We start from the raw sequence: 25987 nt of genomic DNA, 5'->3' as shown, positions 1-25987 counted from the left end.
TTCAAAGGAAGGTCCTTTCCTTTGTGTGCCTATAATACCATACCCCCCCCGGTGTCAAGACCCGATTTCAAATTTTCCCATTTTTGCTTTATTTTATATAGTTTGGAAAGGCTCATCTTGAATACAAGCCGTTTTGAGGACGAGAGGTCGGAGAAAAATTCTCTGGAGCGCGAAAAATACCGGGCAGGAGATCCCGCCTTTTTCATAGTGCACCGTGGGTAACAGGGGACCTCAAATCCCCCAAACATCCCCGCATACACAAAAAGTACCCCGCCTGCCTTTTCAGACAGAAGAGGTACTTTGTTTGCCTATTTATATATAGGAAGTAAAAAGTCAGGCGTTTCCGTCCCAGACTTTGCCGTCCAGAGCAACTTCCGTCAGGGTATCCCCCTGGTAGCACAGTTTCAGGGAGAAGAAGGGCCGTTCCTCCGCCAGCAGGCGGAAAAAGATTTTGTCTCCCTCCCAGATGGGCAGGCTGGGCACCTGTTCCCGGGGCACCCATTCCAGGACGCCCTCGGCGCTGTCGCCGCAGGCGGGTTCCCCTTTCCACTGGTCGGCGGTGAACAGGTGCATATACTCCCCCACCCCGTCCAGCACAAAGGTGATGATTCCCCGGTAGCGCCAGCGGGTCAGGGTGACGCCGGTTTCCTCTTTCACCTCCCGCAGGAGGCATTCCTCCGGGCTCTCGCAGGATTCAAATTTGCCGCCCACCCCGATCCATTTGTCGTGGTTGCAGTCGTTTTTCTTTTTGGTGCGGTGGAGCATCAGCCACGCTCCGTCCCGTTCCAGATAACACAGGGTTGTATTCTGTGCCAGTGCCATGGTCGTTCCCTCTCCTTTACATCTGAAATCTTTTGCAAAAAGCGCCCCGCCGGGCGTGAATGCCGACGGGGCGACGTTGGGTTTTGTTGAAATGGTCAGGCCTTGCTGCCCTTGCGGCTGCGGCCCTGGCCCGACTGGTTCAGCTTCCGCACCAGGTCATCCTGCTGGCGGCGCTGCCCCGGGGTGGGCCCATGGGAATAGCTCACCTCATTGGTATGGGGAGCCGTCCGGGCGGTGATGTCGTCCACCCGCTCCAGATTCCATTCCTGGTTTCCTCCATGGACTTCCAGCCAGATCTGGGCCTGGGCGCCGTTGGAGGTGTTCATGCCCACCAGGTCGATGTACTTGTTGGCCAGCACACTGCGAATCCGCGTCCGGCCATTGCGCAGCGGTTCCAGCACCCAGCACTGGCTCAGGCCGCTGGTGCGGCTCCACTGGTGCAGCCAGGTGCCCTCCACCACGCCGTCCTGGACCAGGTCAATCATCTTGCCGGTGAACCGGTTCTGAATCCGCCAGCGCCCTTCGCCTGCGTCCACAAACCGCCACTGCTGCCACGGGTGCCCGGCATAATCCCACAGCTGAATGAATGCACCGTTGGCGGTGCTGAAGTCCTTTACTTCCAGCACCTTCCCGTTGGGTGCTTTAATCAGGTAATATTCGTTCTCTGATAAGACAACCTGCGATGCCCGTGCCATAAAATGACCGCTCCTTTCCCTGGGCACAATGCCAGTTACGTTGATACTATTATAATAGCACAGGCCGCATCTGTCAACAAGAACAATTTTTTAAGTTATTCTTGATAATTTTTATACGCAGTGTTTGCATTTTCAGAATACGCCCGGCAGCCAGTGGGCCAACTCCCACCCTGCCGCGAAGGAAACCGCATTGGCTCCCAGGGCATACAGCCAGGGGTGCGGCTTCTGGTTCTCAGCCCAGCGGAGCCGTCTGGCGTAGACCAGGCCCTCGGTGAAAAACACCAGCAGCTCCAGCAGGCCATATACCAGCACCGTCAGCAGCGGGCCGCTGAAATAGCTGCACAGGTTCAGCAAGATATTCAGGGCCAGCTGGGTCACCAGGTTTACCTTGAGGATCAGGGCCAGCTGATCTCGCCGCCGCAGGCCGAACAGCAGCCAGGCGGCTGCGGTTTCCAGGGCGATGGTCAGGGCGGCCCGCACCAAAAGTCCCAGCACCTCTCCGGCATAGTCATAGCTGGACCGAACCGTCAGGCCTTCCCCTGCGGCCGTCACGGTGAACCGGCTGTCGAAAGCATAGCGGCTCACCGGCTGGGTGCTGCACAGGTACCGGTCCTCCTCCGGCAGCCAGACTAAAATATAGAACGTCTCGGGGGGATAATAGCTCCACACAAACCGCCCAGTCTCGGTGCAGTCGGCATAGTTCCCCAGAAAATACCACCCCTCCGGCTCCGGATAGCGGACAAAGGCATCCCAGGCCTCGGGGTCTCCCCTCCAGTCCAGATACTCCTCCTTGGCCGACCAGGGCCCATATTGGGTGACATTGCCCAGCAGGGTCGCATAGAAGCGCTGACCCTCCAATCCCTGAAAAACCACTTCCACCGAGGGTTTGGGGCCCATATCGGCGGCGGCAGGCAGGGCCGCCCCCACCGCCAGCACCACCACGGCCAGCAGCAAAGTCAGCCTGCGGGTCCAGTTTTTCCATCGTTTCATGGTATGATCCTCCTTCCGGCTGCATTCTCTTTACTGGAAATACGTTCCTGCCCTCGGTTTCATTGCCGGGCAGACCAAATTCCGTCCCTCCCGGCCGGGTGTGCCGTATTCACATTTTGTTCATATTGCGCGCACAGACCGGCCTTTTTATGGCCTGAAAGGCCCTTCTTTGTCCTCGCCGAACGGACATTTTGCGCTTTCGCTTTAGCGGCACAAAGTAAACCACTTTACCCCGAATCGCTTTCATGATTACACTTTCATTCACTCGATACCTTCAATTATTTCAGCATATCACCCCATTGACTTTACCGCTCATTTGGAGTATAGTAAAGGTGCGGAAGGGTGCGCAGCACCCTCGAGACGTAAAATCAGGGCGCGGGTTCTTCCGGCCTGAAAAATAAAAAAGGCCCTTTGCGGCCGAAAAAATTTTAGTGGAGGTTTGCACATGTTGTACTGTTACATTCTTGGTTGTGGCATCGCCTGTCTGATCTTCACCGGCATCAGCAGTATGGACACCGTTGATGTCAAGCCGGTCGAGATCGCCATCAACACCCTGCTGTGGCCTGTTGCTCTGGTCCGCCATCTGGTGCGGGCAAGCAGCCGCCGTTCCATGCAGATGCATATTGCAGCACGTTGAGTTTTGCAGAGCCAACGTTAAGACAGCTGGCCGCCGTTCCGGGTCTCCCGCCGGAGCGGCGGCCTTTTTGCGTCCAAAATCCGGGACCGTCAAAAAGATCGCAAAGGGTCTGTATTTTTTCGCTGAGTATGTTATACTGATAGAAAGTACAGCCCGGGCATCCGGGCCGACGAAAAGCGAGGTAAAAGGATCATGAAGGAATACGCATTCGGCATCGACCTGGGCGGCACCACCGCCAAAGTCGGCCTGTTCACCACCGCCGGCGCTCTGCTGGAAAAATGGGAAGTTCCCACCGACACCTCTGAGAAGGGTGTCCGCATCCTGCCCAATCTGGCCGCGGCCGTTCTGGGCAAAATGGAAGAAAAGGGCCTGACCCCCGATCAGATCGAGGGCGTGGGCATCGGCGTGCCCGGCCCTGTGCAGGATTCCAGCGTGGTGCCCATCGTCTGCGCCAACCTGGGCGGCTGGGGCCAGCAGGACGTGGCCGCCAACCTGTCCCTGCTGCTGAACGGCATGAAGGTTCTGGTGGGCAACGACGCCAACGTGGCCGCCCTGGGTGAAATCTGGATGGGCGCCGCCAAGGGCTGCCGCAGCGCCGTCATGGTGACCCTGGGCACCGGCGTGGGCGGCGGCGTCATCGTCAACGGCAAGGTCATCGACGGCGCCCACGGGGCCGGCGGCGAGATCGGCCACATCACCGTCAACAAGAACGAGACCGCTGTCTGCGGCTGCGGCAAGCACGGCTGTCTGGAACAGTATTCCAGCGCCACCGGCGTGGTCCGCTGCATGAAGAAGCTGCTGGAAGAAAACCCCGACGTTCCCTGCACCCTGCGGGGCACCGACTTTGCCGCCAAGGACGTGTTTGACGCAGCCCGCGCCGGCGACGCTCTGGCCGCCAAGGAAGTGGACCAGATGACCGACGACCTGGGCCTGGCGCTGGCCATCATTGCCGCCACCGCAGACCCCGAGGTCTTCCTGGTGGGCGGCGGCGTGGCCCGGGCCGGCGACGTCCTGTTCCAGCCCCTGACCGAGCACTACAAGACCTACGCTTTCAAGTCCTGCCGGGAGACCCCCATCAAGCAGGCCAGCCTGGGCAACGACGCCGGCATCTACGGCGCCGTCCGTCTGATCGTGGGCGCCTGAGCTGCGTTTGAGCCCCTGAATTTATAAGAAAAGGAGTGTACCATCATGCTGAACCTGCTGAAAAAAGCCTTCTGGGTTCCCTATGAGCCTGCCGACGTCTACCCCACGGTGGAAAAGGCTCATCAGGCCATCGCCGCCTACTGCGAGAAAAACGGCCTGTCCTGTGCTTTTCCCGGCGACGACCAGGCCATCATCGACGGGAAGCTCTACGAGATTTACCGCGGATATGAGAGCGGAAGCCGGGGCAACTACGGCGTCAAGTGCAGGGAAAAATAAGACGTTCTTTTTATAAAGAGAAGGCCCTGACCCGCTTTTCCATCCTGTGACAAACAAAACAGCCGCCGCCCTTCGTTCTGAAAGGCGGCGGCTGTTGTTTTTGAAAGGTTGGGCGGAATTACTTGGCGTATTCCACAGCGCGGCTCTCGCGGATGACATTGACCTTGATCTGGCCGGGATAATCCAGGCTCTCCTCGATCTTGTGGGCAATGGTCCGGGCCAGCAGGATGACCTGGTCGTCCCCGATGACGTCGGGCTTGACCATAATCCGCACTTCGCGGCCTGCCTGGACGGCAAAGGCCTGCTCCACGCCCTCGAAGCCGGAGGCAATCTCCTCCAGATTCTCCAGACGGCGAACGTAGCTCTCCACGTTCTCGCGGCGGGCGCCGGGCCGGGCGGCGCTGATGGCGTCGGCGGCCTGGACGATGAAGGCCAGGGCGGTCTTGGGCTCCACGTCGCCGTGGTGTGCCTCAACCGCATGGATGACCTGGGGATTCTCCTTGTACTTGCGGCAGATGTCCACGCCGATCTGGACGTGGCTGCCCTCGATCTCGTGATCCAGAGCCTTGCCGATGTCATGCAGCAGGCCGGCGCGGCGGGCCATGGTCACATTCAGGCCCAGCTCGCTGGCCAGCAGGCCGGCCAGCCATGCCACTTCCATGCTGTGGGTCAGGGCGTTCTGGCCAAAGCTGGTGCGGTACTTCAGACGGCCGATCAGCTTCACCAGGTCGGGGTGCAGGCCATGGATACCCAGCTCCATGACGGCGCGCTCGCCCTCTTTCTTCATCTGGATCTCCAGCTCGCGGCGGCACTTCTCCACCGTCTCCTCGATGCGGGCCGGATGGATACGGCCGTCGCCGATGAGGCGTTCCAGGGTCATGCGGGCCACCTCACGGCGGGTCTGGTCAAAGGAGGACAGGGTGATGGCCTCGGGGGTGTCGTCGATGATGAGGTCCACGCCGGTGGCGGTCTCCAGGGCCCGGATGTTCCGGCCCTCGCGGCCAATGATCCGGCCCTTCATCTCGTCGCTGGGCAGGGGCACCACCGTGACGGTGGTCTCGCTGGAATGGTCGGCGGCGCAGCGGCTGATGGCCTGGGCGATCATGTTGCGGGCGATGTTCTCGCAGTCGTCCTTCAGGTCCGACTCATAGGTGGCCACGCGCAGAGCCTTCTCGTGGGTCAGCTCCTCGTCCACCTTGTTCAGCAGCACTTCCCGGGCGTCGGCCTGGCTCAGGCCGGCCAGCATCTCCAGCCGCTCCATCTGCTTGGCACGCAGCTCGTCGGCCTCGGCCAGGTGTGCCTCGGCCTCCGCCATACGCTTCTTGACCTCTTCTTCCCGCTTTTCCAGGGCTTCGGTCTTTTTGTCCAGGGCGTTTTCCTTCTGGTCGATCCGGTTCTCCTGGCGGCTGATCTCAGCGCGGCGCTGTTTGATCTCCCGGTCGGCCTCGGCCTTCTGGGCATCGACGTCCGCCTTCATCCGAAAGACTTCGTCCTTTGCTTCCAGAATGGCCTCTTTTTTCTTCTGGGTGGCTGTCTTGATCGCCTCGTTGACCAGTCGGGTTGCCTCGGCCTCTGCACTGCCGATCTGGGCCTCAGCGGTCTTTTTGCGGTAGTTGAAACCGCCAAAAAAGCCCGCTGCAATGCCGACAGCAAGTGCAACGAGGGCGATCACGACAGTGATGATGATCGTGGTCGCTTCCATTGTTTCGTTCTCCTCAAATGCATAAATGGTTTGCGGAGATGCTGCGGCAGCGCGCGGGCATAAACCTTTTATCTATAAGTGAGCCTTTGATCAAAAAAGACAACAAAACCGCGCACAGGAACAAGACCGGCGCACGGGTCGGCGGCTTCCAAGTTACAGTTTCAAGCTTATAAATAGAAACGAGCGTTGGACCGCTCGGTTTGTCTGTGGGCAGCGCCCCTGCAAGCAGCATCTGTGGGGTGCACCGAAACCGTGGACGGCGCCGCAGCCCCCTGCCCGACGGCAGGACAGCCCACAGCGCCCGAATCACTGGAAGATACACCCCTGGGACAGCGCCGCAGCCTCCCGCTCCGACGTCGGGCTCAGCCGCTCGCTGCCCTTCCAAAGGAGTTTCGGGCTGGTCAGGCAGCCTGGAACCCCGTTGTTTCTACTATTTATTAGTTTACGAAACATCCGACCGCTTGTCAAGTGGAAGGAGGCGAAACCATGCAGGATTTTTTTGCCGGATTGTATCCCAGGCCCAAAACCCGGCCCAAAGCCCTTTGGGCCGGTTGCAATCCGGCCCCGGAATGTGTATATTTATACCAAGATAAGGCCGCCGCCCCAGAAGGAGATAGAAGAGCAATGGATAAGACAAACGAACTTTATCAGGCATATGTACAGATTCTGAAAGAGGAGCTGATCCCGGCCATGGGCTGCACCGAGCCCATCGCCATCGCCTACGCCGCCGCCAAGGCCCGGGAGGTGCTGGGCTGCCTGCCCGAGGCCATGGACATCGGGGTCAGCAACAACATCATCAAGAACGTCAAGAGCGTCATCGTCCCTAACACCGACGGCATGAAGGGCATCGAGGCCGCCGCGGCCGCCGGCGTGGTGGCGGGCCAGGCCGGCAAGGCTCTGGAAGTCATTTCGGAGGTCAGCGCCCAGCAGAAGGACCAGATGCGGCAGTTCCTGCAGCAGGTGCCGGTCACGGTGCATCCGGTGGACAACGGGATTATTTTTGACATCATCATCCGTCTGACCAGCGGCAGCCAGTCGGCCGCGGTGCGGATCAGCCAGTACCACACCAACATCGTGTACATTGAAAAGGACGGCCAGGTCCTGCTGGACAACACCGACGCCGGGGCAAAAGCCACCTGCGGCGGGGACAATCCCGCCGAGAGCGGCCTCACCGACAAGAACCTGCTGACCATTGCCGACATCCTGGACTTTGCCAATTCCTGCGATCTGGCCGACATCCGGCCGGTGCTGGACACCCAGATTCAGTACAACACCCAGATTTCGGAGGAGGGCCTGTTGGGAGACTACGGCGCCAACATCGGCTCCACCATGCTCAAGTTCTACGGCGACAACGTCCGCAACCGGGCCATTGCCAAGGCGGCCGCCGGCTCGGACGCCCGGATGAGCGGCTGTGAGCTGCCGGTGGTCATCAACTCGGGCAGCGGCAACCAGGGCATCACGGTATCGGTGCCGGTCATTGAGTACGCCAAGGCCCTGGCGGTTCCCAAGGACAAGCTGTACCGGGCTCTGGCGGTCTCCAACCTGATCGCCATTCACGAAAAGAGCGGCATCGGCCGGCTGTCGGCCTACTGCGGCGCCGTCAGCGCCGGCTGTGCGGCGGGCTGCGGCATCGCCTATCTCCAGGGTGCGGACTACGAAGCCATCGCCCACACCCTGGTGAACTCTCTGGCCATTGTGTCGGGCATCATCTGCGACGGCGCCAAGCCCAGCTGCGCCGCCAAAATCGCCTCCAGCGTGGAGGCCGGCATCATGGGCTATCACATGTACCTGAACGGCCAGCAGTTCCTGGCGGGCGACGGCATTGTCACCAAGGGCGTGGAGAACACCATCCGCAACGTCAGCCAGCTGGGCCGCGAAGGCATGCGGGAGACCGACAAGGAAATCGTCAAGATCATGATGCAGGACCGCTGAGGCCCGCAGAAAGGACACACCGGTATGGAAATACGCACCGCGCGCCCCGATGACCTGGAGGCGGTGAGCTGCATCGAGGCGGAATGCTTCCCACCGGCAGAGGCCGCCGGTCCGGCCAGCCTGGCCGGCCGTCTGGCGGTCTACCCCAACCACTTCTGGGTCCTGATGGACGGGGACACCATGGTGGGCTTTGTGAACGGGATGGTCACCGACACCCCTGACCTGGAGGACGCCATGTACGACGACCCCTCCCTGCACAACGAGGCCGGGGCCTGGCAGATGATTTTCGGGGTGGACACCCGGCCGGCCTACCGCCGCCGGGGCTGTGCCGCCGCCCTGCTGAACCATGTCATCGGCGAAGCCCGCGCCCAGGGCCGCCGGGGCCTGGTCCTCACCTGCAAGGACCGTCTGGTCCACTACTACGCCAAATTCGGCTTTGTCAGCGAGGGCATCTCCCAGTCCACCCACGGGGACGTGGTGTGGTACCAGATGCGCCTGACCTTCTGAATCTGCAAACCGGCCGCCTGTTCCCTGTTATCGGGGCGGGCGGCCGGTTTTTGTCTGGCCGCAGCAATCCAAGTCTGTGGGCAAAAAGAAAAAGCGTTGAATCTTACGATTCAACGCTTTTTCTCTGGTGCGCTCGTGGGAACTCGAATCCCAGGCCCTCTGATTAAAAGGACTTCTCGGGCAACATTCGTCAGTTCTCATTTGCTCGCATCTGTGCAATTTTATTTGATTATACGTTATTTTTAGCCTTTATATCCTCTGCACATTTTGCATCCAGTGAATCCTTTGCATCCACAATCCATCTATTCCGATGTGCAAAATATGTGCAAAAATGTGCAGAGGGCCTATATGGACAAATAAACCACCGGTTCCCTAGCAGGGTTTGAGAAAGACAACGAGGCCGCCCGCTGCGCTTGTCTGCACAGTGAGCGACCTCTTTATGTTTGTTCTGGCGTCGCGCCCTTACAGGCACCCGCCATCCGAGGCGATCACGTCCCGGTACCACCAGCCGGAATCTTTCACGATCCGCTGCTGGGTGGGATAATCCACATAGATCAGGCCGTAGCGGCAGCTGTAGCCTGCCGCCCACTCGAAGTTGTCGAAGAGGCTCCACACCGAGTAGCCGATCACCGGGATGCCGTCGGCGATGGCATGGGCCACCTCCCGCAGGTACCGGTGGAGGAAGTCAATCCGCTGGGGGTCGTGGACTTTGCCGTCCAGCATCACGCAGTCCAGGCCCGAATAGCCGTTTTCGGTGATGAGGATGGGCAGGTGGTACCGCTCAAACCAGAATTTGCTGGCATAGTACAGGACTTTCGGGGTGATGTTCCAGGCGGCCGCTGTCTGGGGGCTGCCCTGGTAGGCGTAGGCGTCGTATTTGGACGGGTCAGGGACGATGTCCACCGTGCCCTGGTAGCAGTTGTAGGCGTAGAAGTCCAACGGCTGGGACACCAGGGTCCACTCCTCTGCCGTCATGGGGTACAGCAGATCCCCAAACTTCTCTTTGGCCCAGGCGGGATACTGCCCCAGAAACACCGGGTCGGCCCACCAGGTGTTGGACATGATGTAGCCCGGGTACTCGCTCAACGACTTCTGCCGGGCCTTCTCCACTTCCTCGGGGGAGTCATCTTTGGGCAGGCAGCAGTCGCCAGTGGGGGCCATGCCCACCTTGGCGCCGGGGCAGTTTTTCCGCAGTACCTGTACCGCCCGGCCGTGGGCCAGCAGGATGTGTTTGGTGATGTCCATCATGGCGACGTCATCGTTGTGCTCAAAAGGTGCATGAACCCCTGCCACCAGCCCCAGGCCACAAAACATCTGGGGTTCGTTGAAGGTGAGCCAGTACCTCACCCGGCCCGCCAAGGCCCTGGACACCACGTCCGCATACTCGGCAAACCAGTCGGGGCTGGCGGGGTTCTTCCAGCCGCCCTGCCGGTAAAGGGCGGTGGGCAGGTCCCAGTGGTAGAGGGTCACCAGGGGTTGGATGCCGTTTTTCAGCAGCTCGTCGCAGAGATCCTGGTAAAACCGGATGCCTGCCTCGTTCACCTTGCCAATACCCTCGGGCAGCACCCGGGACCAGCTGATGGAAAACCGGTAAGCTTTCAGGCCCATCTGTTTCATCAGGGCCACGTCCTCCCGCCAGCGGTGGTAAAAGTCAATGGAAGTGTCGGCGTTCTCGCCGTGGGCAATTTTGCCGGTGCCGTCGTGAACCAGGGTGTCCCAGATGGACTCCCCTTTGCCGTCGGCGTTCCAGCCGCCCTCAATCTGGGTGGCCGCTGTGGAGGCGCTCCACAGGAAATCTTTGGGAAAAGTGGTCATGGTCTGTATCCTCCTGACTGTGGAAAGAATACCCCGCCCGGGGGTCAGGCGGGGCATTGCAAAAAGGAGTACCTGCTCCGGCAAATGGAAGCAGCGGAAAATGGCGTTATTGTTTGAGGAAGTGCAGCAGGGCCTCGGCCGAGGCAGCGGCGCCGCCCAGGCTCTTCATGTCCCGGCCGAAATCTGCGGCGGTTTCCTTGTAAGAGGGGTCGGTCAGCAGCTTGACGATGGCGGTCTTCAGGTTCTCCGAGGTGATGGCGTTCTTGTCCAGGAAAGCGGTGCCCAGGCCCAGTTTCTCGATCTGCCGGGCGGTGATGGCCTGTTCTTCCATCTGGGGAATTGCGATCATGGGCACACCGTAATAGATGGCCTCGCCGGTGCCGCCCATGCCGGCGTGGGTGATGAACACCGATGCCTGGGACAGAATGTCCAGCTGGGGCACCATCTGGCCCACCTCCACGTTGGCGGGGATATCCTTCAGGCTGGCAGGGTCGATGGAACCCAACGCCGCAAAGACGTTGATGTCCAAATCACGAACCGCGTCAAACAGAATCGGGTAGTATTCGGGCCAGTTGTTGAAGGCTGTGCCCAGGGACGAGTACAGCAGGGGTTTGCCGTTGTCGGGGGCTTTCCAGCTGCCGAAGGCAGTGCGCTTGCCGATCTGGACCCCGGTGAACACGAAGTTGTCCCCGAAGGTCTCGTTGTGGGGCACCAGCCGCTTCTGCATCATCACCAGGTTGAAGTCTCCGTGGCCGTCGAAGATTTCCTTGACCGTCATCTTGCGGCAGCCGTACTTTTTCACAAAGCCCTCAGCAATCTGGTCGGCGGCCTTCCGCAGCGGGTGCTCCGCCGGGACGCTCTCGAAAGAGGCGGCCATGGAGTAGCTGTCGTTGGAGGGGTAGCTGGTGTACAGCATCACGTTGGGGATGTGGAGGGCGTCGGCGGCGATGGTGCCGGCGATGCCGGCAAAGTCGTGGACGATGGCGTCGGGCTTGTCGGCCTGCAGCACCTCCAGGATGGGGTCAATGTAGGCCCCGGCCTCGTTCAGGAACAGGAAGGGCACGGTGGCAGCCACATTTTCATCGGCGCCGCCTTCCTGTGCGCCGGCCTGCTGGGCCATCCAGGAGGGCACCACCACAAACTTGGCCCCGGTGGGCTCCACAATCTTCTGGAAATTCTCGGTGGAGAAGTAGGTCACCCGGACTCCCTGCTTGACCAGTTCGGTCACCAGGGCCAGGGTGGGGTTCACGTGGCCGAAGGCCCCCAGGGATACAAAGGCAATATGCATAAACGGAACTCCTTTCCGGTTTTTTGCAAAAAAGGGCAGCCATACAGGCAGCGCGCAGGGTTGCCCGCATGGCTGCGGAGAGAAATGAATGAAGGAGAAAATGGCTTGGTAAGAGGGTTATTCGGGCAGGCCGTTTTGGGCGATGACCTTCTGGTACCAGTAGAAGCTGTCTTTCTTGACCCGGGCGCAGTGCTTGGGATCGGTCTCGGTGCGGTCCACATACACCAGGCCGTACCGCTTGGCGAAGCCCTGGTGGCTGGACACCACGTCCACAAAGCTCCAGGGGCAGTAGCCGAACACCGGCAGCCCCTCGGCGATCATGATGCCGATCTGCTGGATGTGCTCTTTCAGGTACTCGATGCGGTAGGGGTCATGGATGCAGCCGTCGGGGCCCAGGGTTTCGCTGTAGGCCATGCCGTTTTCGGTGACGATCATGGGCAGGCGGTAGCGGTTGTAGACCTTCCGCATGCCGATCCGCAGGCCCACCGGGTCGATGCCCTTGTCCATCCACTCGGTGGTTTTCAGATAGGGGTTGTCGCAGATGTCAAAGGCATCCGACACCCAGAAGGGGGGCTGGTTGTAATTGATGGGGCCCTCCTTGGCCTTGACGCAGATGCTGAAGTAGTAGTTGATGCCGATGAAATCGGGGGTGGAACCCTTCAGCACGGCGGCGTCCTCGGGGCGGGTCTCGGGGTAGAGGCCGTGGTCCTTCAGGTAGCTGGCCACATAGGGGGGATACTCCCCCCGGACGCTCAGGTCCAGCAGGTAGAACTCCATCAGCTCCTCGGCGTTCTCGGCGGCCAGCACATCCTCTGCCCGGCTGCTGTGGGGGTACACCACCTGGATGGCGCACACCGGGCCGATCTGGGCAGCAGGGTCAATCTGCCGCAGCAGGGCCATGGCCTTGTGCTCGGCCAGGGAGACGTGGTAGCTCATCTGGTAGATGTTTTGCAGGTTTTTCTGGGGGTCCTTCTCCTGGTTGCCGTTCATGATGCCGGCGGCGGTGGCGATCAGCTGTTCGTTGACGGTGACCCACCGCTTGACCCGGCCCTTGAAGTGGGTGAAGCAGACCTCGGCGTACCGCAGGTAGGCGTTGATCATCTGCCGGTCCAGCCAGCCGCCGAAGGCGTCCACCAGGGCCTGGGGGCACTCGAAGTGATACAGGGTCACCAGGGGCTCGATCCCCTTTTCCAGCAGGTAGTCGATCAGCTTGTCGTAGAAGGCCAGGCCCTCGGGGTTGGGATTGCCCGAGGCGTCGGGCATGATCCGGCTCCAGGCGAAGCCCATCCGGTAGACCTTCAGGCCCAGCTCGGCCATCAGGTCCACGTCCTCTTTCCAGTGGTGGTAGTGGTCGGCGGCCACCTTGTTGTCGGCGATGCCGGGACGGCCGGCGCCCCGGTCAGTGGTGGCGGGGCCTTTGCCCCCCTCGTTATAGCCGCCTTCCACCTGGAAGGCGCTGGTGGAGGCACCCCAGAGGAAGCCGGCGGGGAAAATCATTTGTTTCATCAAATCCATAATACCAGCCTTTTTGATTTTATTGTATCACGCAATTAAACGTTCTCCAAATCTTTTTTGGAAAAGCCAAACAAATAAGTCAGGACTGCTGCTACAATCAGGGAAGAGACGGAAGCTGCCACGCCAACGGCGATGTTGGCGTTGGTGCCGCCCACATAGCCCAGCAGAGACAGGAAGTTGGCGGAGGTCATTGCGTATCCCTTGAGGTCGAACATGCCGGCAATGGCGCCGCCCACAAAGCCGCCGACGGCCATCGTTACAAAGCAGCGGGTAAAGCGGAAGCAGATGCCATACAGAGTGGGTTCGGTGACGCCGCCCAGAATGCCGGAAGCGAAGGCTGCAAAGGATGTGCTGCGATCATCCTTGTTTTTCAGGCGGAGCGCTGCGCCCAGCGCCACACCGAAGCAGGCCCAGGTGGCAAAGTTGCCGGCGTTCATCGGTCCGCTGCCAATACCGGTTTCAAAGAAATCGGCCATCATGGGCATCATCAGGGCCAGGTGCATACCGCTCATCACCAGGAACTCCCACAGGGCGGCAATGACAGCTACACCGAACCAGCCGGTGGTCATACCGAACCAGGCAAGGCCGCCGCTGATGGCGTTGCCCACAATGGTGCCCAGAGGCGCCAGCAGGCAGAGGATAAAGGGCATGGAAATGAGCAGGCTGAGGAACGGGGTGAAAACGGTGGTCAGCAGATCGGGCATGAACTTTTTGACGATCTTATAGACCAGGCAGAACAGGGGCACCGACAGCATAATGGGCAAAACAGTCTGGGCGTAATTGGTCACAGTGGCAGGGATGCCAAAGACTGTGAAGGGCTGCCCGTTGGTGGCAAAAACTGCGAAATCGGGCACCATCAGAATGCTGCCAATGAACGAACCCAGCATACCGTTGACCCCCAGCTGCTTGGCTGCATTGTAGCCTACCAGGATGGGCATGAAGTAAAAAGCTGCATCATACAGGAAATCGAACAGGATATACAGGTTGCTTTCCATAGGGTACAGGCCCAGCAGGTCGGGGCCAAAGATGGAATTGACGGCACGGAACAAGCCTCCGGCCAGCAGCACCGGGATCATGGGGGTCATACAGCCCGCCAGATAACCCATGATGTTTTTGAGCACCTGCTTGGGGGTCAGCTTCTGCCTGGCAATGGAGGCATCCTCAGCGGCGGCCGCATCATCCTTGACAGCGGCGCTGGCGCTGATGCCTGCCAGCTTGCACAGTTCCTCGTACACTTTGGGCACATTGGTGCCAATGATGATTTGATATTGCTGGCCGCCGCGGACAACCCCCAGCACGCCGGAGATCTTCTTCACTTCGTCATCTTTGGGGATGCTGTCGTCCTTTAGATACAGACGCAGGCGGGTCATGCAGTGGGTGGCATCCTTCAGGTTGGCCGCTCCGCCCACCGCTCCCAGAACCTGCTCGGCTATTTTTTTATTGTCTGCCATCTTTATGTCTCCTGTTTCAAGTCAGATCGTTGTAAGTGACAAGCTGAATGTCCTGCTGTTCCAGCCAGGCACGGACCTCGGGCCGGCAGAGCATAGCGGCCTCCCGCACCCGGGGGGTGGTCATGGTGGAATGATCCAGCAGGTAAGCGTCGATGTATCCCGGGTGGAAGACCATCAGGTCGCAGGCTCCCTCATGGGCGTGGGCCACTGCATCCTGGACCCCGGTGAAAGGGTCGGCCTCATAGGCCTTGAAGTCTCTGGGCATATAGGCATAGACCTGGGTATGCCGGAAGGTCACCGCCTCGCCGGGACGACCCATGGCAAAGTAGGGCAGGCCGTGGCGCTGGGCTACGATTTCCAGCCCCTTGAAGAAGTTTGCGCTGGCCACTGCGTGTCCCTCAAAGTAACCCGGCTCCCACCCGGTGAGGGCCTTGAACTGGCGGTACTGGGCCTCGATCTCCTCAATGATCTCCTCCAGAACCACAAAGTCCTGGCCGGCTTTGGCGGCCTCCCGGTAGGCGCGGCTGGGCTTGAATTCCCCTTCGGGGGTGCACAAGCTGGGAATACGGGAAGGGTCGGTGAGGGGCCGGCCCACACAGATGTTGGTGTGCTGGCCCAGGCACAGGGAATGGCCATGCAGCAGCCCCAGGCCGTGGACGACAGCGGGCATGTTGGTCATGACGCCCACAGAGCGCACCAGCCCGGCGGCTACGGTCGCCGCAATGCCGCAATTGACCCCTTCCGAGTAGCCGAGATCATCGGCGCGGATCAGCAGATATTTCATGGTCTTAACCTCTTCCGTCACGGGATTTCAGCTCCTGCAGTTCCTGGTGTACTTCCACGAACTCGCTGGCGATGGTCTCGAAGGCGTCGGCAGCCATCAGCTGGTCCTCGGCGTGCATCAGGAAGATATTGGTCTTCCAGGTCAGCCCCTGGCCCTGCCACTCCAGCAGGTCGGCATGGCCGTGGTGGCCCAGCACGAAGGTTTCCTTTCCTTCCGCCATCAATTCTTTGGCCCGGTCAAAATGGCCGGCCTTTGCCTCCTGAATGGCTTCGATGTACATCCCCCGGGCGGTACCCACGTTGGCGATGATCTCAAAGGCCATCTCGGTGATGGTCTCCTGGAGCTGTTCCTCGGTCATGGCCCGGGCTTCTTCCACAGAAATTGCCATGACTCAGCCCTCCAGCACTTTGCGGACGTGATCCAGAACGGCCTTGCCGTTCATCATGCCGTAGTCTTTCATATCGATGACTTCCACCTTGTTGTCGGGCAGCTCGGCCTGGACTTCCTTCAGGCGGTAGCGGACCTGGGGCCCCAGCAGGATCATATCGGCGCTCTTGTAGTTTTTGGCCTCGGACACCGAGTGGGCCGAAATGTCGCACTCATAGCCCTCTGCCTTGGCAGCGTCTTTCATCTTGCGGACCAGGGCGCTGGTGCTCATGCCGGCAGCGCACAGAAGAACAATTTTCGTCATGGTAAGATACCTCCGTATGAATGATGTTGATGTAGGATGGAAAGCTTGGATGGTTTGCTGTTATTCCTGGGTCTGCTCGGCCAGGGCGGCAGCCTGTTCCTCGGCGGCAGCCTGGCTGTCAGCCACCTTGAAGAAGGGGTACCAGATGGCAGCGCTCATGATGGTCATCAGGATCTGATAGATGCCGATCTTCCAGGAGCCCTGGATGACGCCGTAGATGAAGATGGGCATGGTGTTCATGCCGATCAGGCCGGTGGGGCAGGGCATCAGGCCCAGGGTGATGGCGGCCCAAGCAAAGATCAGGGAGAGGATGGGGGTCACGATGAAGGGGATCACCATGGTGAAGTTCATCATCAGGGGCATGCCGTAGACCAGGGGCTCGTTGATGTTGAAGATGCCGCAGGGCAGGACGATTTTGGAGAACTCCTTGTAGCGCTTGGACTTGGCGAACAGGAACATGACGATCACCAGGCCCAGGGTGCAGCCGCAGCCGCCGTTGCAGGCGAAGTCGTACATGGAGGTGTTCCACATGTGGGGGATGGGCAGGCCGGCTGCAGCGGCAGCGGTGTTGTCAGGCAGGTAGGTGAACCACAGGGGGTAGAGGATGGCCAGCACGGTGTAGGAGCCGTGGACGCCGAAGAACCAGAGGATCTGGGCCAGCAGCAGAAGGATGATGAAGCCGCCCAGGCTGCCGGTGATGTTGGCCAGAGGGGTCTGGAGCAGGGAGTAGACAGCGTCGATGACGTTGCCCCAGGGGGTCAGGGTGAACAGGCCCCGCAGCAGGCTGGACACCAGGGCGATGGCAGCGCCGGGGATGATGGAAGTGAAGCACTGGGTGACGTTCTCGGGGACACCGGCGGGCATCTTGATGGTGATGTTCCGGTCCACCAGGGCGATGTTGATCTTGGTGGCCATGATGCCCAGAATGAAGGCCAGGAAGACGCCGTGGCTGCCCAGGTAGTCCAGCACGATGACGGTGCTGCCGGCCTCGTTGGTGGCCACAGGCACCATGATCAGGTAGGCCATCAGGGACATCAGGCCGTTGTTGAAGGCCAGCTCGTCGTGGTCAAAAATCTTGGCGCCGGCGTAGCCCACGCTGAACACCATGAACACGCCCATGAAGTTCATGCAGGCGTTGTAGACGGCGTTCAGGAAGGCCGCAATCCCTGTCGCCTGGATGAAGCTCTGGTAGGGGTCGATCTGGATGCTGTTCAGCAGGTTGAACACTGCGCCGATCATGATGATGGCCATCAGGTTCTGGGAGCCTGTGCCGATGCAGCGGACGTAGCGGTTCTGGGCGAAAGCGGTGGAGATGGGCACCAGCTTTTCTTCGATGAACCGCCCGATGGGATTTTTCTTGGTCTCCGTCATGGGAAGATTCCTCCTTCTTTTTGACACAAACGATTTTGGGAAGGCAGCAGCTCTGCAGATGGGCTTTTCCTCTTTGCACCAAAAGTATATCACACCTGACGTTTGATTTGGTTACAAGTGCAGCACCAGCCTTTCAGAGTGGCTGTTTCCATTTCATGTTTTGAAAAGCGGAAAAACATTTTTGCTGTTTTTTGTGCAGTTTAACTGCACGAAACACAATGCCCCGGGAAGCCAAACCCTCCCGGAGCATGATGTTTTCTGCGGTTCAGCCGGTCATCTGCCGGGGGTATTCAGGCCCGGGGCCGGCATGCCGTTTTTTCAGTTGACAGGGACCCAGGCCGAGGGATCCACCAGATCCCACATCTTGGCTGCATCCTGACCAAAGTAGCCCACGCTGTCGTAAGTTACGCTGGCCACATGGCCGCCGATCAGCAGACCTTCCACCATGATGTTTTCGCCCCATCCAAAGAAAGTGAACAGGCACTTGCCGCCGTCGGCGGTGGTGTAGACGTTCACCGTCACGTCGTCACCGATGGGGAACCAGTTGACATGGACCTGCTGGGTCAGGGTGTACTCGGCAGGAATCTCGCCAGTGAAGGGAATCTCAGCGTAGCCCATCACCTTCTGCATGTACAAGTCGCAGGTCTCCATCCAGGTCATGGAAGAGGTGCCCTCCATGCCGGCGCCGAAGCCGTGGCCGTTCAGGCCGTAAACATGGAGCTCGGGGTCCAGGCCCAGGTCATAGGCCTGCTTGAAGAGCTCCAGGCTGCCTTCCCACTGGTCGTCTGCGCCAACGGCGATGAACATATGAGGCAGGTTGGGGTTTTCGGTTTCGATGGGAGCGCCCGAGTAAATCAGATGAGCCACATCCACATCGCTGTTGACGGCGTCCACTGCGTCGCAGACGTAGTCAGGGTCGAACTGGTTGGGAGTGATGCTGCCGTAGAACTTCTCCAGCATGGTGCGGATGTTGCCGCCGCTGCCCGAGTAGCCGGACACGGCCAGCAGGGAATTGTCCAGGTCAATGCCCCACGATTCGGCATTGTATTTGATCACGCGGACAGCCCGCTGCATGTCCATAACGATGTCATCGTTGTTATAGGGGGCCACCCGGCGCTGGAGCAAAAAGCAGTTGTAGCCCAGCTTGTTGAATTCGGGGCAGACTGCGTAGGCTTCCACCGGGTTGCTGCGGCTGGTATTGCCGCCGCCGGAGGTGACAAGGATGGTACCCTTGGCCGAGCTGGGGTCATCCAGCAGGTAAGGGATCAGGAAGGGCTGGAAGTCGGCGTTGTCGTACACGGCCTCCCCTTCATAGTTCACCAGAGGGAACTGCAGGTCGCTGGCCGGGGTGGTGACGGGTATGTCATCGCCCCAGAGGTAGATCACTTCGCCGTTGATGCCATCGCTGAAGGGCTTGAGCTGGTGGTCAGCCAGGTCGGCAATGGCGTCCCGGGCAGCCAGGATCTGCTGCTTGTTGGCGTCGGTCAAAGACTCGGGATGGAGGCCCATCATGACAGTGCCCGCGCTCTGGGCCGCATCCCAGGCGTCCTGGGTGTACAGGGTGGGATAGTTGCGGACCATCTTGTAGTTATAGACCTGGGTCTCCCACTCAGCCTGCCAGTAGTTGGGGTCCGATTCAGGCAGGGTGTTGACCTTATAGGGGGCCTGGCTGTCGAAATGCCGGGGAATCTGAATGCCCAGCCAGTCTAAGATCTGGGCGCAGTTTTCACTGGAATCCACCGACTGGGCAGAGAAGGCAGACACACCCCCGGGGCTGGCCGCAAAAGCGGATGCCGGGATACTCATCACCAGGCCGACTGCCAGGACGCTTGCCACCATGGTTTTGACGCTCTTGTTTTTCACAACAATTCCTCCTTGTATCTGAGATTTGCATACCACCGGTCGTGCAGGGCCAAAAACCATCACCTCCCGCAGGTTTCCCAAAGCCGTTTTTTCAGGCGGCCGATTTACAGTTCACGCGCCTTTGGCCCATCATGCCACAGGCTGCCAGTTGTTCTGGTCAGCGGCGTTGTAGATGGCCTGGGCGTCATTGGTCATAAAGCCGGACTGGTCATAGGTGACGGTGATGATGCCGTCGTTCAGCACGCCTTCCACAACCTGCTGCTGGTCAAAGGCCACAAACGTCATATACACTTTGGTCTTTGCATCGTCCACGGCGCAGGTCACGTCTGCCTTGCCGAAACCGCCCTCAAAGGTATACTGCTGCATCTGGGTGTAGCCCTCGGGGATTTCTGCCGCCTCGCCGGCACCGGAACCACCGCGGCCCATCACCAGGTCAATGAAGGTATCTGCCATAGGAATCCAATAGGTGGAAGTGGTACCCTGCAGGCCGGCGCCAAAGCCGTGGCCTACCTCGGCAAAGGTGTGGACTTCCACCAGCGTCTTGCCCCGGACCGAGTTGGCCAGGGTCCAAATGTCGGGCATGGCACCGGTGGCATCGTTTTCGCCCACAGCCAGGAACATGGCAGGCAGATTGGAATTTTCGGTGACCAGGCCCGCGTAGTCGCTGGTGTGCTCTCCGTCATACTGGGGTCCGTACAGGGGGCAGACCACGTCCAGATCGGCGCTCATCTGATCCACTGCGTCGGAGACATAATCTGCATCATACAGGGTGGGCTGAACGTCGCCGTACAAGTTGGCCACTTCTCCCAGGATGGTGCCCGAACCGCCCGAGAAACCGCTGGCGGCGATGCAGTCCATACCGCCCAGCCCCAGGCTGTCGGCGTTATATCGCAGATACCGGACAGCCCGCTGCATATCCAGCCAAGTATCTTCCTGGCTGTAGGGGGCCACCCGGCGCTGGAGCACATAGGCGTTGTATCCCAAATCCCGGAAGGCCTCGGCGATGGGATAGCCTTCCATCGCGTTGCCGCGGGAAGAATAGCCGCCGCCGGCAATCACAATCATATTGCCCTTGGCTGCCGACTGGTCCTCCACCAGATAGGGCACCAGGAAGGGTTTCATATCGGCGTTGTCATAGCTCTCAGCGGTAAAGTCCGCGACCTCCACCGTCTCGGCTGTGGCCGGTGCATCCCCCCAGATGTACCACATACAGTCGGCTGCCGGTGCAACCTGAACCAGCGCTTCCCGCTGGGCCACCGCGTTGTCAATCATACTCTTGGAGACATCATCGATATTGTCCGGGTCGATGTTCAGCAGGGTGTTGGCCGTTGCGGTATAGGTATCCCAGCCTTCTGCCTGATAGGCCGTGGGCACGTTGCGGATCAGCTTGTAGTTATATAGTTCTGTTTCCAGGGCTTTCTGGTAGTAATCCGGGTCGCTGGGGTCCAGATCCAGAGTCTGGACTGGCATGTCGTGATAGGTTTCGACAGTTTCGGCCGGGCCCTCCGCTGTTTCCTCGCTGGACGCTGCAGCCGAAGATACAGCCTGCGACGACCCAGCACTGGAGGGGGTATTCCCTTGCTGGCACCCGCCCATCGACAGCAGCAGGGCTGCCAGAAGGCACCCGGATAAAAGCTGTTTGCTCCATCTCTTCATTTGATCGTTCCCCTTTCTGTACAATCCTCTTATCCATTTTTTCCGAACACATAGACTGTGGAATTGCAGTTTTTACCTTCTGCAATTTCGTTTATCTTGCACCAAAATTATAACATGTAGAGAATATAATTTGGTTTCAAATACCTTCCGTCCGTTTCAGGAGCTGATTTTCTTTTTCAGTTTTTGAAACATCGAAAAACGTTTCAGCCTTTTTTTGTGCAGACCGCAAAAAAAAGGCCGCGGTGCGCTATGCGCAACCGCGGTCTTTGAAGTGGGATTCTTTATTGAAATGCTTTGTCGTAGGCTCGCAAATACCCCATCAGAATCAGGTCGTTGGCCATCAGCGCCGCATATTTGCCCACATCATTGCGATTGGTGGTGCCGCATTGGAGGATGAAGTCTGCGGTGTTGAGATAGGGACTGGCCAGGTTCTGGGTGATGATCAGCATCTTGCACCCGCTGGACAGGATGGCGTTGCAGATGTCGGGATACCGGGTCAGATAGCTGCCGCCCACGCTGCAGATGATGGCAAAGTCCTTTTCGGTCAGGCTACGGGCGCATTCCAGCTGGGTGCCATAGTCCATGAACAGTTCTACATAGCGGCCCATCATCATCATTTTGCTCTGGAAGTAGTGGCCGATGTCCCATAGGAAGTGGTGGGAGAAGTAGGCAGCTTTGCTGCAGTCGTGGAGAACCTTGACGATGTCGGGAATCACCTGGGCATTTTCGGGGGCAATGGTGGTGTAGATATTGCCGATCAGAGCGTCCCGGTAGGCGCTGATGGCGGTTTCCTGGTTGTTGTGGAGCATGGTATAGAACTGGCGGGAATAGTCGGTCCGCATGGTAAAATCCCGTTCCATCCAGGACTGAAACTCCTTGAAATTGTCCATGCCCAGAAACCGGCAGAAACGGGAGATGGATGCGTTGGAAGTATAGCACAGGTCTGCGATCTGGCTGAGGGTCAATCCCTTCAGCTGGGAGTAATTCCGCAGCAGTGCCACCGCAATGTCGTAGTTTGCGTCCCGCTCCGGCGCCGAGCTCACATAGCTGAGCAGACGATCCGACAGGGAACCCATCATTTTTACATCATTCATCCCTACATCCTCCCTTACCATTGTTCTGAGCGGTTTTATTGTAACACATCCGTCAATATTCTGTCAAAACCAAACTTTCCCGGCATGCGGGCAGTCAAATCCGGCATGGACTTCGGTTGACAAAATTCAGATTCGGCTTTACAGTATTTTTATTTACGTCATATAGGGGCTGATGAAGGCCGACTACAAGTTCTACAAAGAACACGGTATCTACGATTTCCCCTAGAAGCAGAAAAAGCGGATTTTCCAGATGAAGCTGGTGGGGGCGCTGATTTCGGTTCCTGCGGTCCAGAAAAAGATCAAGGGCCAGATGAACCAGTATATCATCGGGCCCTACGAAAAAGTAATCCAAGAAGCTATGAAAAACGCTAGGTAAACCAGGTCTGCCTGATCACTGTCAAACAGAAAAATGCCGGATTGCATTTCAGTGCATTCCGGTATTTTTATGGCCGCCACAGAATGGATTTTGGCTTCAAAGCAGCTCCACACCAGTATTCAGATAGAACCTGGCAAAGAGCTCTAGGTCTCCTCACTATAACCGACGTTGGTCTCTTCGGGCATGCCGCCTATCCGCAGCTGCCTGCCGGTGAGGAATACCCTGTGCCTGTGCGTTTGATCCAGGTTACAGAATCGATCCGGTCAAAATCGCCCTGCTACCGCATCGGAAAACGCTTTCTAAGCAATATTTGTCAATCTCAATTTGCTCATATATATGCAATTTTAGTTGTTATCTCCTCTGCACGTTTCATCTATTTCAGATGTGCAAAAATGTGCAGAGGGCCTAATCTGGACAAATCTTACACCGGTTCTCTAGCAGGGTTTGTGACAATCACTATCGCCGCCTCAGAGGCATTATAAAAGCACCTGGTTCAAGCAAACAGCCTGCCGGTCCAATATGACTGGCAGGCTGTAATTTTGTCTTCACCCGAAAAATCAAGGCTTGTAATAAGTTTGCCTGGGGCTGCCCGGGCGATCTGGGATCGTCATCTTCAGTTTGCCTGCTTCCACCAGCGGCAATACATACTGGCGGATGGCATAGGAAGCCGTCTTAATTCCCAAAAAGGCAGCAATTTCCTGCCGGGTACGCGGAACTGTGCAATAGGAAAGCAAGTCCGTCTGTGCCCCATCACAACTCGGTTCTGCCGGCTCCATGGAATGACGGAGAGTCACCACAAATTCTCCGCGACGGTTCTCAAACAGCGGCTCAGGCAAGCCATAGGCCGCCATTTCCCGCCGTATGGTGGGAATACCAGAATAGCGGTTTTCAGCGTCGGTCAGGATCTCCGCCATCACAGCCAAAGCTGGATTCCGCAGATCAGGCCGGGAATGTCCCAGCTCTTCCACAGTGGTCCGTCCATACAAGCCGCCCGGGCTGTGGATTTCCAGTCGGTCTGTGAAGAAATCCAGCTGCACTGGGGTTCCCTCGGTATAGCTGCTATAGTCCCGATGAATCAGGGCGTTCAGAATCGCTTCCCGCAGGGCGTTGATGGGATATTCTGTCTGGTCGGTGCGGCGGCCCGTCTGCGGGTCGATGATGGTACGGGTTTTCATGTTTCGCTTACAGAAGGCAAGCGCTTCTTCCACCATTTCGGCTATGGTTCCCTCAATGCGCTTATTATCAAGAAACCGGGCAGCGTCCTCTTGATCCGTTTCGCCAATCTCTTTGCCAGGCACTACAATGGCAGTGATCCCAAGCTGCGGCAGATACCCTTGTGGATAGATGCCAAAATTCAGCACTGCGGCCAGCGTAGGCACTCCATTCCGAGTGATATTCAGCATTTCCATCTGCTGTGCTTCGTCCAACCGGCCAAACCCAGGCCGTTCTGCCCGCCGTTCCAGCAAGTAGCGCTGAAGAACATCCTGATTCAAGGTGGACAGGCTGGCCCGCTGGATGGGGCGCTCATCGTCATGCAGATGCTTGCGGAAGACTTCATAGCTGTACAATTCATAATCGGTCATAGGCAAGTCTGCATCGCCTACCCGGATATAGGAGCCTTTCATCCGGCCAGCACCTTTATAATAGCAGGGGCGCTCGGATAGATCGATGGCAGGTATTTCTGCTGAACAGACCGGCAGCCCATCCACTTCTGCAATGGTAAAGACTGCACGCACCTGCGGTTCCATCTGGTTGCACTGCTCCGTTACCTTCTTCTGAAGATCCTGAAGGTCATAGACACCTACTACCTTGAATCCCTGCTTCTCATCCAGACCAAACAGCAGCACTCCGCCGCTGTCCTGGTTGGAAAAGCTGGACAACGTATCATACAGGCGTTTGGGACAATCTACATGGGCAGCCTTCACTTCCAAAGTCTGGCTCTCCGCCTTTTGACGTACTGTCGTGTTGACAAGTTCCAAAAGTTCTTCTGTCAGCATGAATAAACCTCCCTTCTCATTTTCATTTTAGTGAAAGTTTTAAAAATTGTCAACGCATTTCATTATCCCATTTTCAATGTATTTCAAATTCTATCAATCAATTTCAATCTTTTACAATTCTATTTTGATTTATTTTCATTTTTTGAATGAATTATTTTAAATTTTAATTTTCTGATTCAAATTCCATATAAATAGGAAGAAAAAGCAAATAGCAACCCGTAGCCATGCTCGAGTCTCTTAGAGGATGAACTTCTGGCCTGGCTTGAAAAGCCCAAGGAGGACCAAGTCAAATCCGACAGCCTCTATCGCCGCCCACCCTCAGGACAAGCCCCGTATCGAGCTGGCCGAAAAGACTGAATCCAATTTTTATCTTGACGAACTGGTAGACTCTATACTTGGCGGGACTCGATTACTTCCAGTTTACGGAGCTTCTGTGGTGCCGCTGTAGCGGCAGTCGGTTTAATACCAAAAATGTCGGCCGCATTGCTGGAATGGAACGTATATCTGTAACCATAGCACCGGAACAGTTCCACCACATTATTTCTGTTCCCTGTTCAATTCCTTTCGGCATCCTCGTCTGTGCGGTCACTAAATCTTCAGGGAAGGTTGCTAAACTCTGCCCCGAGGTCGCTAAACTTTCTGACGCGTTCACTAAATCTTGAGCAGCGGTTGCTACATCGTCCAGTGAGATCTGCGCGGGGTTCGCCACACTTCGGTTGGGCAGCGTAACCAGGAAGATGTCTGAATCCGAGTAAAACACCAGCTTTTGAGCGACTTCAGCATAAGAGTTGAGAATCCGGTCGATGCCGCTGCCTCGCCGCTCCATGAAATTCAACTGTAAAAACACATCCGAAATAATTTGGTTTCGGCGCATAGAGGAAATACGATGGAGATCCATTTCCTGAATGCTCTGCGTTCTTTGTTGATCCGGTAAAGCTATAACTCCCCAAAAAAGCGGACTTTTTTCTTCGACAAAATCCGTATTTTTTCACCAAACAAAAATCGCCATTCTGCCCAACGTATTGAACTGTTTCTTGTCGTCTCTTCTAAATCGTTCGACATATCGTTGACATTTGCATTTTTCAGTGGTACCCTGTTCCACAACAAAGCCGCTTTACTCAATGAAAGCTACTACATTGCTTTGTTTGTCCGCTCCGCAGTTTCACCAAACCGTTTTGCCGCCATCCACCCACGACAAAATCTTTTGGTGCCGCGGAGCCTTTTTCTTTTCGAGAGATTTGCAGCCGCAACCGGTTTGCAATTCTTCATACGCACCTTGACAACTTTATCAGCCGTCCGGACTGGATACAGCGCCATGACCCCGCAGAAATGCGGGCGAGCCTGACAACGCCGCTGCAAAACAGGGGCAGGAACTTAATTCG

Annotated in this window: 22 protein-coding genes; 5 read left to right on the top strand and 17 right to left on the bottom strand. The window is 57.8% G+C overall.

Features of this window, described 5'->3' with window-relative positions; translation table 11 throughout:
* Positions 1-333: 333 nt before the first annotated feature.
* The 3 genes from B5F27_RS12865 to B5F27_RS12855 all read right to left on the bottom strand — a co-directional run bounded on the left by B5F27_RS12865 (position 334) and on the right by B5F27_RS12855 (position 2507).
* The gene (locus B5F27_RS12865) at positions 334-822 is read right to left on the bottom strand and encodes an 8-oxo-dGTP diphosphatase (RefSeq protein ID WP_087368330.1); all 489 of its coding nucleotides are present in this window, start codon (positions 820-822) and stop codon (positions 334-336) included.
* Positions 823-917: 95 nt separating this feature from the next.
* Entirely contained in the window at positions 918-1517 is a 600-nt protein-coding gene (locus B5F27_RS12860) for an RICIN domain-containing protein (protein WP_087247610.1), read from the bottom strand.
* A gap of 132 nt (positions 1518-1649) precedes the next feature.
* A complete protein-coding gene (locus B5F27_RS12855; protein WP_087368328.1) occupies positions 1650-2507 on the bottom strand; it encodes a hypothetical protein in 858 nt (285 codons plus the stop codon).
* Positions 2508-2952: 445 nt separating this feature from the next.
* Here B5F27_RS12855 and B5F27_RS12850 point away from each other — a divergent pair, with 445 nt between their 5' ends.
* The 3 genes from B5F27_RS12850 to B5F27_RS12840 all read left to right on the top strand — a co-directional run bounded on the left by B5F27_RS12850 (position 2953) and on the right by B5F27_RS12840 (position 4563).
* Positions 2953-3144, top strand: coding sequence for a hypothetical protein (locus B5F27_RS12850; protein ID WP_242956992.1), 192 nt, complete (start codon positions 2953-2955; stop codon positions 3142-3144).
* A gap of 192 nt (positions 3145-3336) precedes the next feature.
* On the top strand, positions 3337-4287 hold the full coding sequence (locus B5F27_RS12845; RefSeq protein WP_087247606.1) for an ROK family glucokinase: 951 nt from the start codon (positions 3337-3339) through the stop codon (positions 4285-4287).
* A gap of 45 nt (positions 4288-4332) precedes the next feature.
* Positions 4333-4563: a DUF4318 domain-containing protein gene (locus B5F27_RS12840; RefSeq protein WP_242962192.1), complete on the top strand. Its 231-nt coding sequence runs from the start codon at positions 4333-4335 to the stop codon at positions 4561-4563.
* 118 nt (positions 4564-4681) lie between these two features.
* On the opposite strand, the gene rny is transcribed toward B5F27_RS12840, so the two are convergent.
* On the bottom strand, positions 4682-6265 hold the full coding sequence (gene rny / locus B5F27_RS12835) for a ribonuclease Y (protein ID WP_087247604.1): 1584 nt from the start codon (positions 6263-6265) through the stop codon (positions 4682-4684).
* A gap of 624 nt (positions 6266-6889) precedes the next feature.
* On the opposite strand from rny, the gene B5F27_RS12830 reads away from it, so the two are divergent.
* The gene (locus B5F27_RS12830; RefSeq protein ID WP_087247602.1) at positions 6890-8197 is read left to right on the top strand and encodes an L-serine ammonia-lyase, iron-sulfur-dependent, subunit alpha; all 1308 of its coding nucleotides are present in this window, start codon (positions 6890-6892) and stop codon (positions 8195-8197) included.
* Positions 8198-8221: 24 nt separating this feature from the next.
* Positions 8222-8704: a GNAT family N-acetyltransferase gene (locus B5F27_RS12825; RefSeq protein ID WP_087368326.1), complete on the top strand. Its 483-nt coding sequence runs from the start codon at positions 8222-8224 to the stop codon at positions 8702-8704.
* A 462-nt stretch (positions 8705-9166) separates the two neighbouring features.
* Here the strand turns inward: B5F27_RS12825 and B5F27_RS12820 are convergent, their stop codons facing one another.
* From B5F27_RS12820 to B5F27_RS12760, 13 genes are all read right to left on the bottom strand, one after another.
* Positions 9167-10519, bottom strand: a complete 1353-nt coding sequence (locus B5F27_RS12820) for a family 1 glycosylhydrolase (RefSeq protein ID WP_087368324.1) — start codon at positions 10517-10519, stop codon at positions 9167-9169.
* 106 nt (positions 10520-10625) lie between these two features.
* Positions 10626-11807: a macrolide family glycosyltransferase gene (locus B5F27_RS12815; protein ID WP_087368322.1), complete on the bottom strand. Its 1182-nt coding sequence runs from the start codon at positions 11805-11807 to the stop codon at positions 10626-10628.
* Positions 11808-11924: 117 nt separating this feature from the next.
* A complete protein-coding gene (locus B5F27_RS12810; RefSeq protein WP_242962191.1) occupies positions 11925-13322 on the bottom strand; it encodes a glycoside hydrolase family 1 protein in 1398 nt (465 codons plus the stop codon).
* A gap of 35 nt (positions 13323-13357) precedes the next feature.
* Positions 13358-14773: a PTS transporter subunit EIIC gene (locus B5F27_RS12805; RefSeq protein ID WP_087368320.1), complete on the bottom strand. Its 1416-nt coding sequence runs from the start codon at positions 14771-14773 to the stop codon at positions 13358-13360.
* 16 nt (positions 14774-14789) lie between these two features.
* A complete protein-coding gene (locus B5F27_RS12800; RefSeq protein WP_087368318.1) occupies positions 14790-15557 on the bottom strand; it encodes a ChbG/HpnK family deacetylase in 768 nt (255 codons plus the stop codon).
* Positions 15558-15561: 4 nt separating this feature from the next.
* Entirely contained in the window at positions 15562-15945 is a 384-nt protein-coding gene (locus B5F27_RS12795; RefSeq protein ID WP_206423007.1) for a PTS lactose/cellobiose transporter subunit IIA, read from the bottom strand.
* Positions 15946-15948: 3 nt separating this feature from the next.
* On the bottom strand, positions 15949-16248 hold the full coding sequence (locus B5F27_RS12790) for a PTS sugar transporter subunit IIB (protein ID WP_087368316.1): 300 nt from the start codon (positions 16246-16248) through the stop codon (positions 15949-15951).
* Positions 16249-16308: 60 nt separating this feature from the next.
* Positions 16309-17619, bottom strand: coding sequence for a PTS transporter subunit EIIC (locus B5F27_RS12785; RefSeq protein ID WP_087368314.1), 1311 nt, complete (start codon positions 17617-17619; stop codon positions 16309-16311).
* Between the two features lie 318 nt (positions 17620-17937).
* Positions 17938-19482, bottom strand: a complete 1545-nt coding sequence (locus B5F27_RS12780) for a hypothetical protein (protein WP_087368312.1) — start codon at positions 19480-19482, stop codon at positions 17938-17940.
* 129 nt (positions 19483-19611) lie between these two features.
* Positions 19612-21138 carry a hypothetical protein gene (locus tag B5F27_RS12775; RefSeq protein ID WP_144066531.1) on the bottom strand — a complete coding sequence of 509 codons (1527 nt, stop codon included), beginning with the start codon at positions 21136-21138 and terminating at the stop codon, positions 19612-19614.
* A 281-nt stretch (positions 21139-21419) separates the two neighbouring features.
* Positions 21420-22232, bottom strand: a complete 813-nt coding sequence (locus tag B5F27_RS12770; protein ID WP_158098248.1) for a hypothetical protein — start codon at positions 22230-22232, stop codon at positions 21420-21422.
* 933 nt (positions 22233-23165) lie between these two features.
* Complete coding sequence (locus B5F27_RS12765) at positions 23166-24605, bottom strand: ATP-binding protein (protein ID WP_087368305.1); 1440 nt, start codon at positions 24603-24605, stop codon at positions 23166-23168.
* 409 nt (positions 24606-25014) lie between these two features.
* Positions 25015-25512 (bottom strand): ATP-binding protein, encoded by a 498-nt coding sequence (locus B5F27_RS12760; RefSeq protein WP_343214640.1) that lies wholly within the window; start codon positions 25510-25512, stop codon positions 25015-25017.
* Positions 25513-25987 lie beyond the last annotated feature (475 nt).

It is taken from the genome of Faecalibacterium sp. An192, from assembly GCF_002160175.1.
Lineage (GTDB): Bacteria > Bacillota > Clostridia > Oscillospirales > Ruminococcaceae > Faecalibacterium.
Note: the sequence above shows the minus strand (reverse complement) of the source record. Positions and strands in the feature narration are given on the sequence as shown.

Coding starts and splice junctions, on each gene's coding strand:
- B5F27_RS12865 (WP_087368330.1), bottom strand. CDS start 822: ATGGCACTGGCACAGAATACAACCCTGTGTTATCTGGAACGGGACGGA.
- B5F27_RS12860 (WP_087247610.1), bottom strand. CDS start 1,517: ATGGCACGGGCATCGCAGGTTGTCTTATCAGAGAACGAATATTACCTG.
- B5F27_RS12855 (WP_087368328.1), bottom strand. CDS start 2,507: ATGAAACGATGGAAAAACTGGACCCGCAGGCTGACTTTGCTGCTGGCC.
- B5F27_RS12850 (WP_242956992.1), top strand. CDS start 2,953: ATGTTGTACTGTTACATTCTTGGTTGTGGCATCGCCTGTCTGATCTTC.
- B5F27_RS12845 (WP_087247606.1), top strand. CDS start 3,337: ATGAAGGAATACGCATTCGGCATCGACCTGGGCGGCACCACCGCCAAA.
- B5F27_RS12840 (WP_242962192.1), top strand. CDS start 4,333: ATGCTGAACCTGCTGAAAAAAGCCTTCTGGGTTCCCTATGAGCCTGCC.
- rny (WP_087247604.1), bottom strand. CDS start 6,265: ATGGAAGCGACCACGATCATCATCACTGTCGTGATCGCCCTCGTTGCA.
- B5F27_RS12830 (WP_087247602.1), top strand. CDS start 6,890: ATGGATAAGACAAACGAACTTTATCAGGCATATGTACAGATTCTGAAA.
- B5F27_RS12825 (WP_087368326.1), top strand. CDS start 8,222: ATGGAAATACGCACCGCGCGCCCCGATGACCTGGAGGCGGTGAGCTGC.
- B5F27_RS12820 (WP_087368324.1), bottom strand. CDS start 10,519: ATGACCACTTTTCCCAAAGATTTCCTGTGGAGCGCCTCCACAGCGGCC.
- B5F27_RS12815 (WP_087368322.1), bottom strand. CDS start 11,807: ATGCATATTGCCTTTGTATCCCTGGGGGCCTTCGGCCACGTGAACCCC.
- B5F27_RS12810 (WP_242962191.1), bottom strand. CDS start 13,322: ATGGATTTGATGAAACAAATGATTTTCCCCGCCGGCTTCCTCTGGGGT.
- B5F27_RS12805 (WP_087368320.1), bottom strand. CDS start 14,773: ATGGCAGACAATAAAAAAATAGCCGAGCAGGTTCTGGGAGCGGTGGGC.
- B5F27_RS12800 (WP_087368318.1), bottom strand. CDS start 15,557: ATGAAATATCTGCTGATCCGCGCCGATGATCTCGGCTACTCGGAAGGG.
- B5F27_RS12795 (WP_206423007.1), bottom strand. CDS start 15,945: ATGGCAATTTCTGTGGAAGAAGCCCGGGCCATGACCGAGGAACAGCTC.
- B5F27_RS12790 (WP_087368316.1), bottom strand. CDS start 16,248: ATGACGAAAATTGTTCTTCTGTGCGCTGCCGGCATGAGCACCAGCGCC.
- B5F27_RS12785 (WP_087368314.1), bottom strand. CDS start 17,619: ATGACGGAGACCAAGAAAAATCCCATCGGGCGGTTCATCGAAGAAAAG.
- B5F27_RS12775 (WP_144066531.1), bottom strand. CDS start 21,138: ATGAAGAGATGGAGCAAACAGCTTTTATCCGGGTGCCTTCTGGCAGCC.
- B5F27_RS12770 (WP_158098248.1), bottom strand. CDS start 22,232: ATGAATGATGTAAAAATGATGGGTTCCCTGTCGGATCGTCTGCTCAGC.
- B5F27_RS12765 (WP_087368305.1), bottom strand. CDS start 24,605: ATGCTGACAGAAGAACTTTTGGAACTTGTCAACACGACAGTACGTCAA.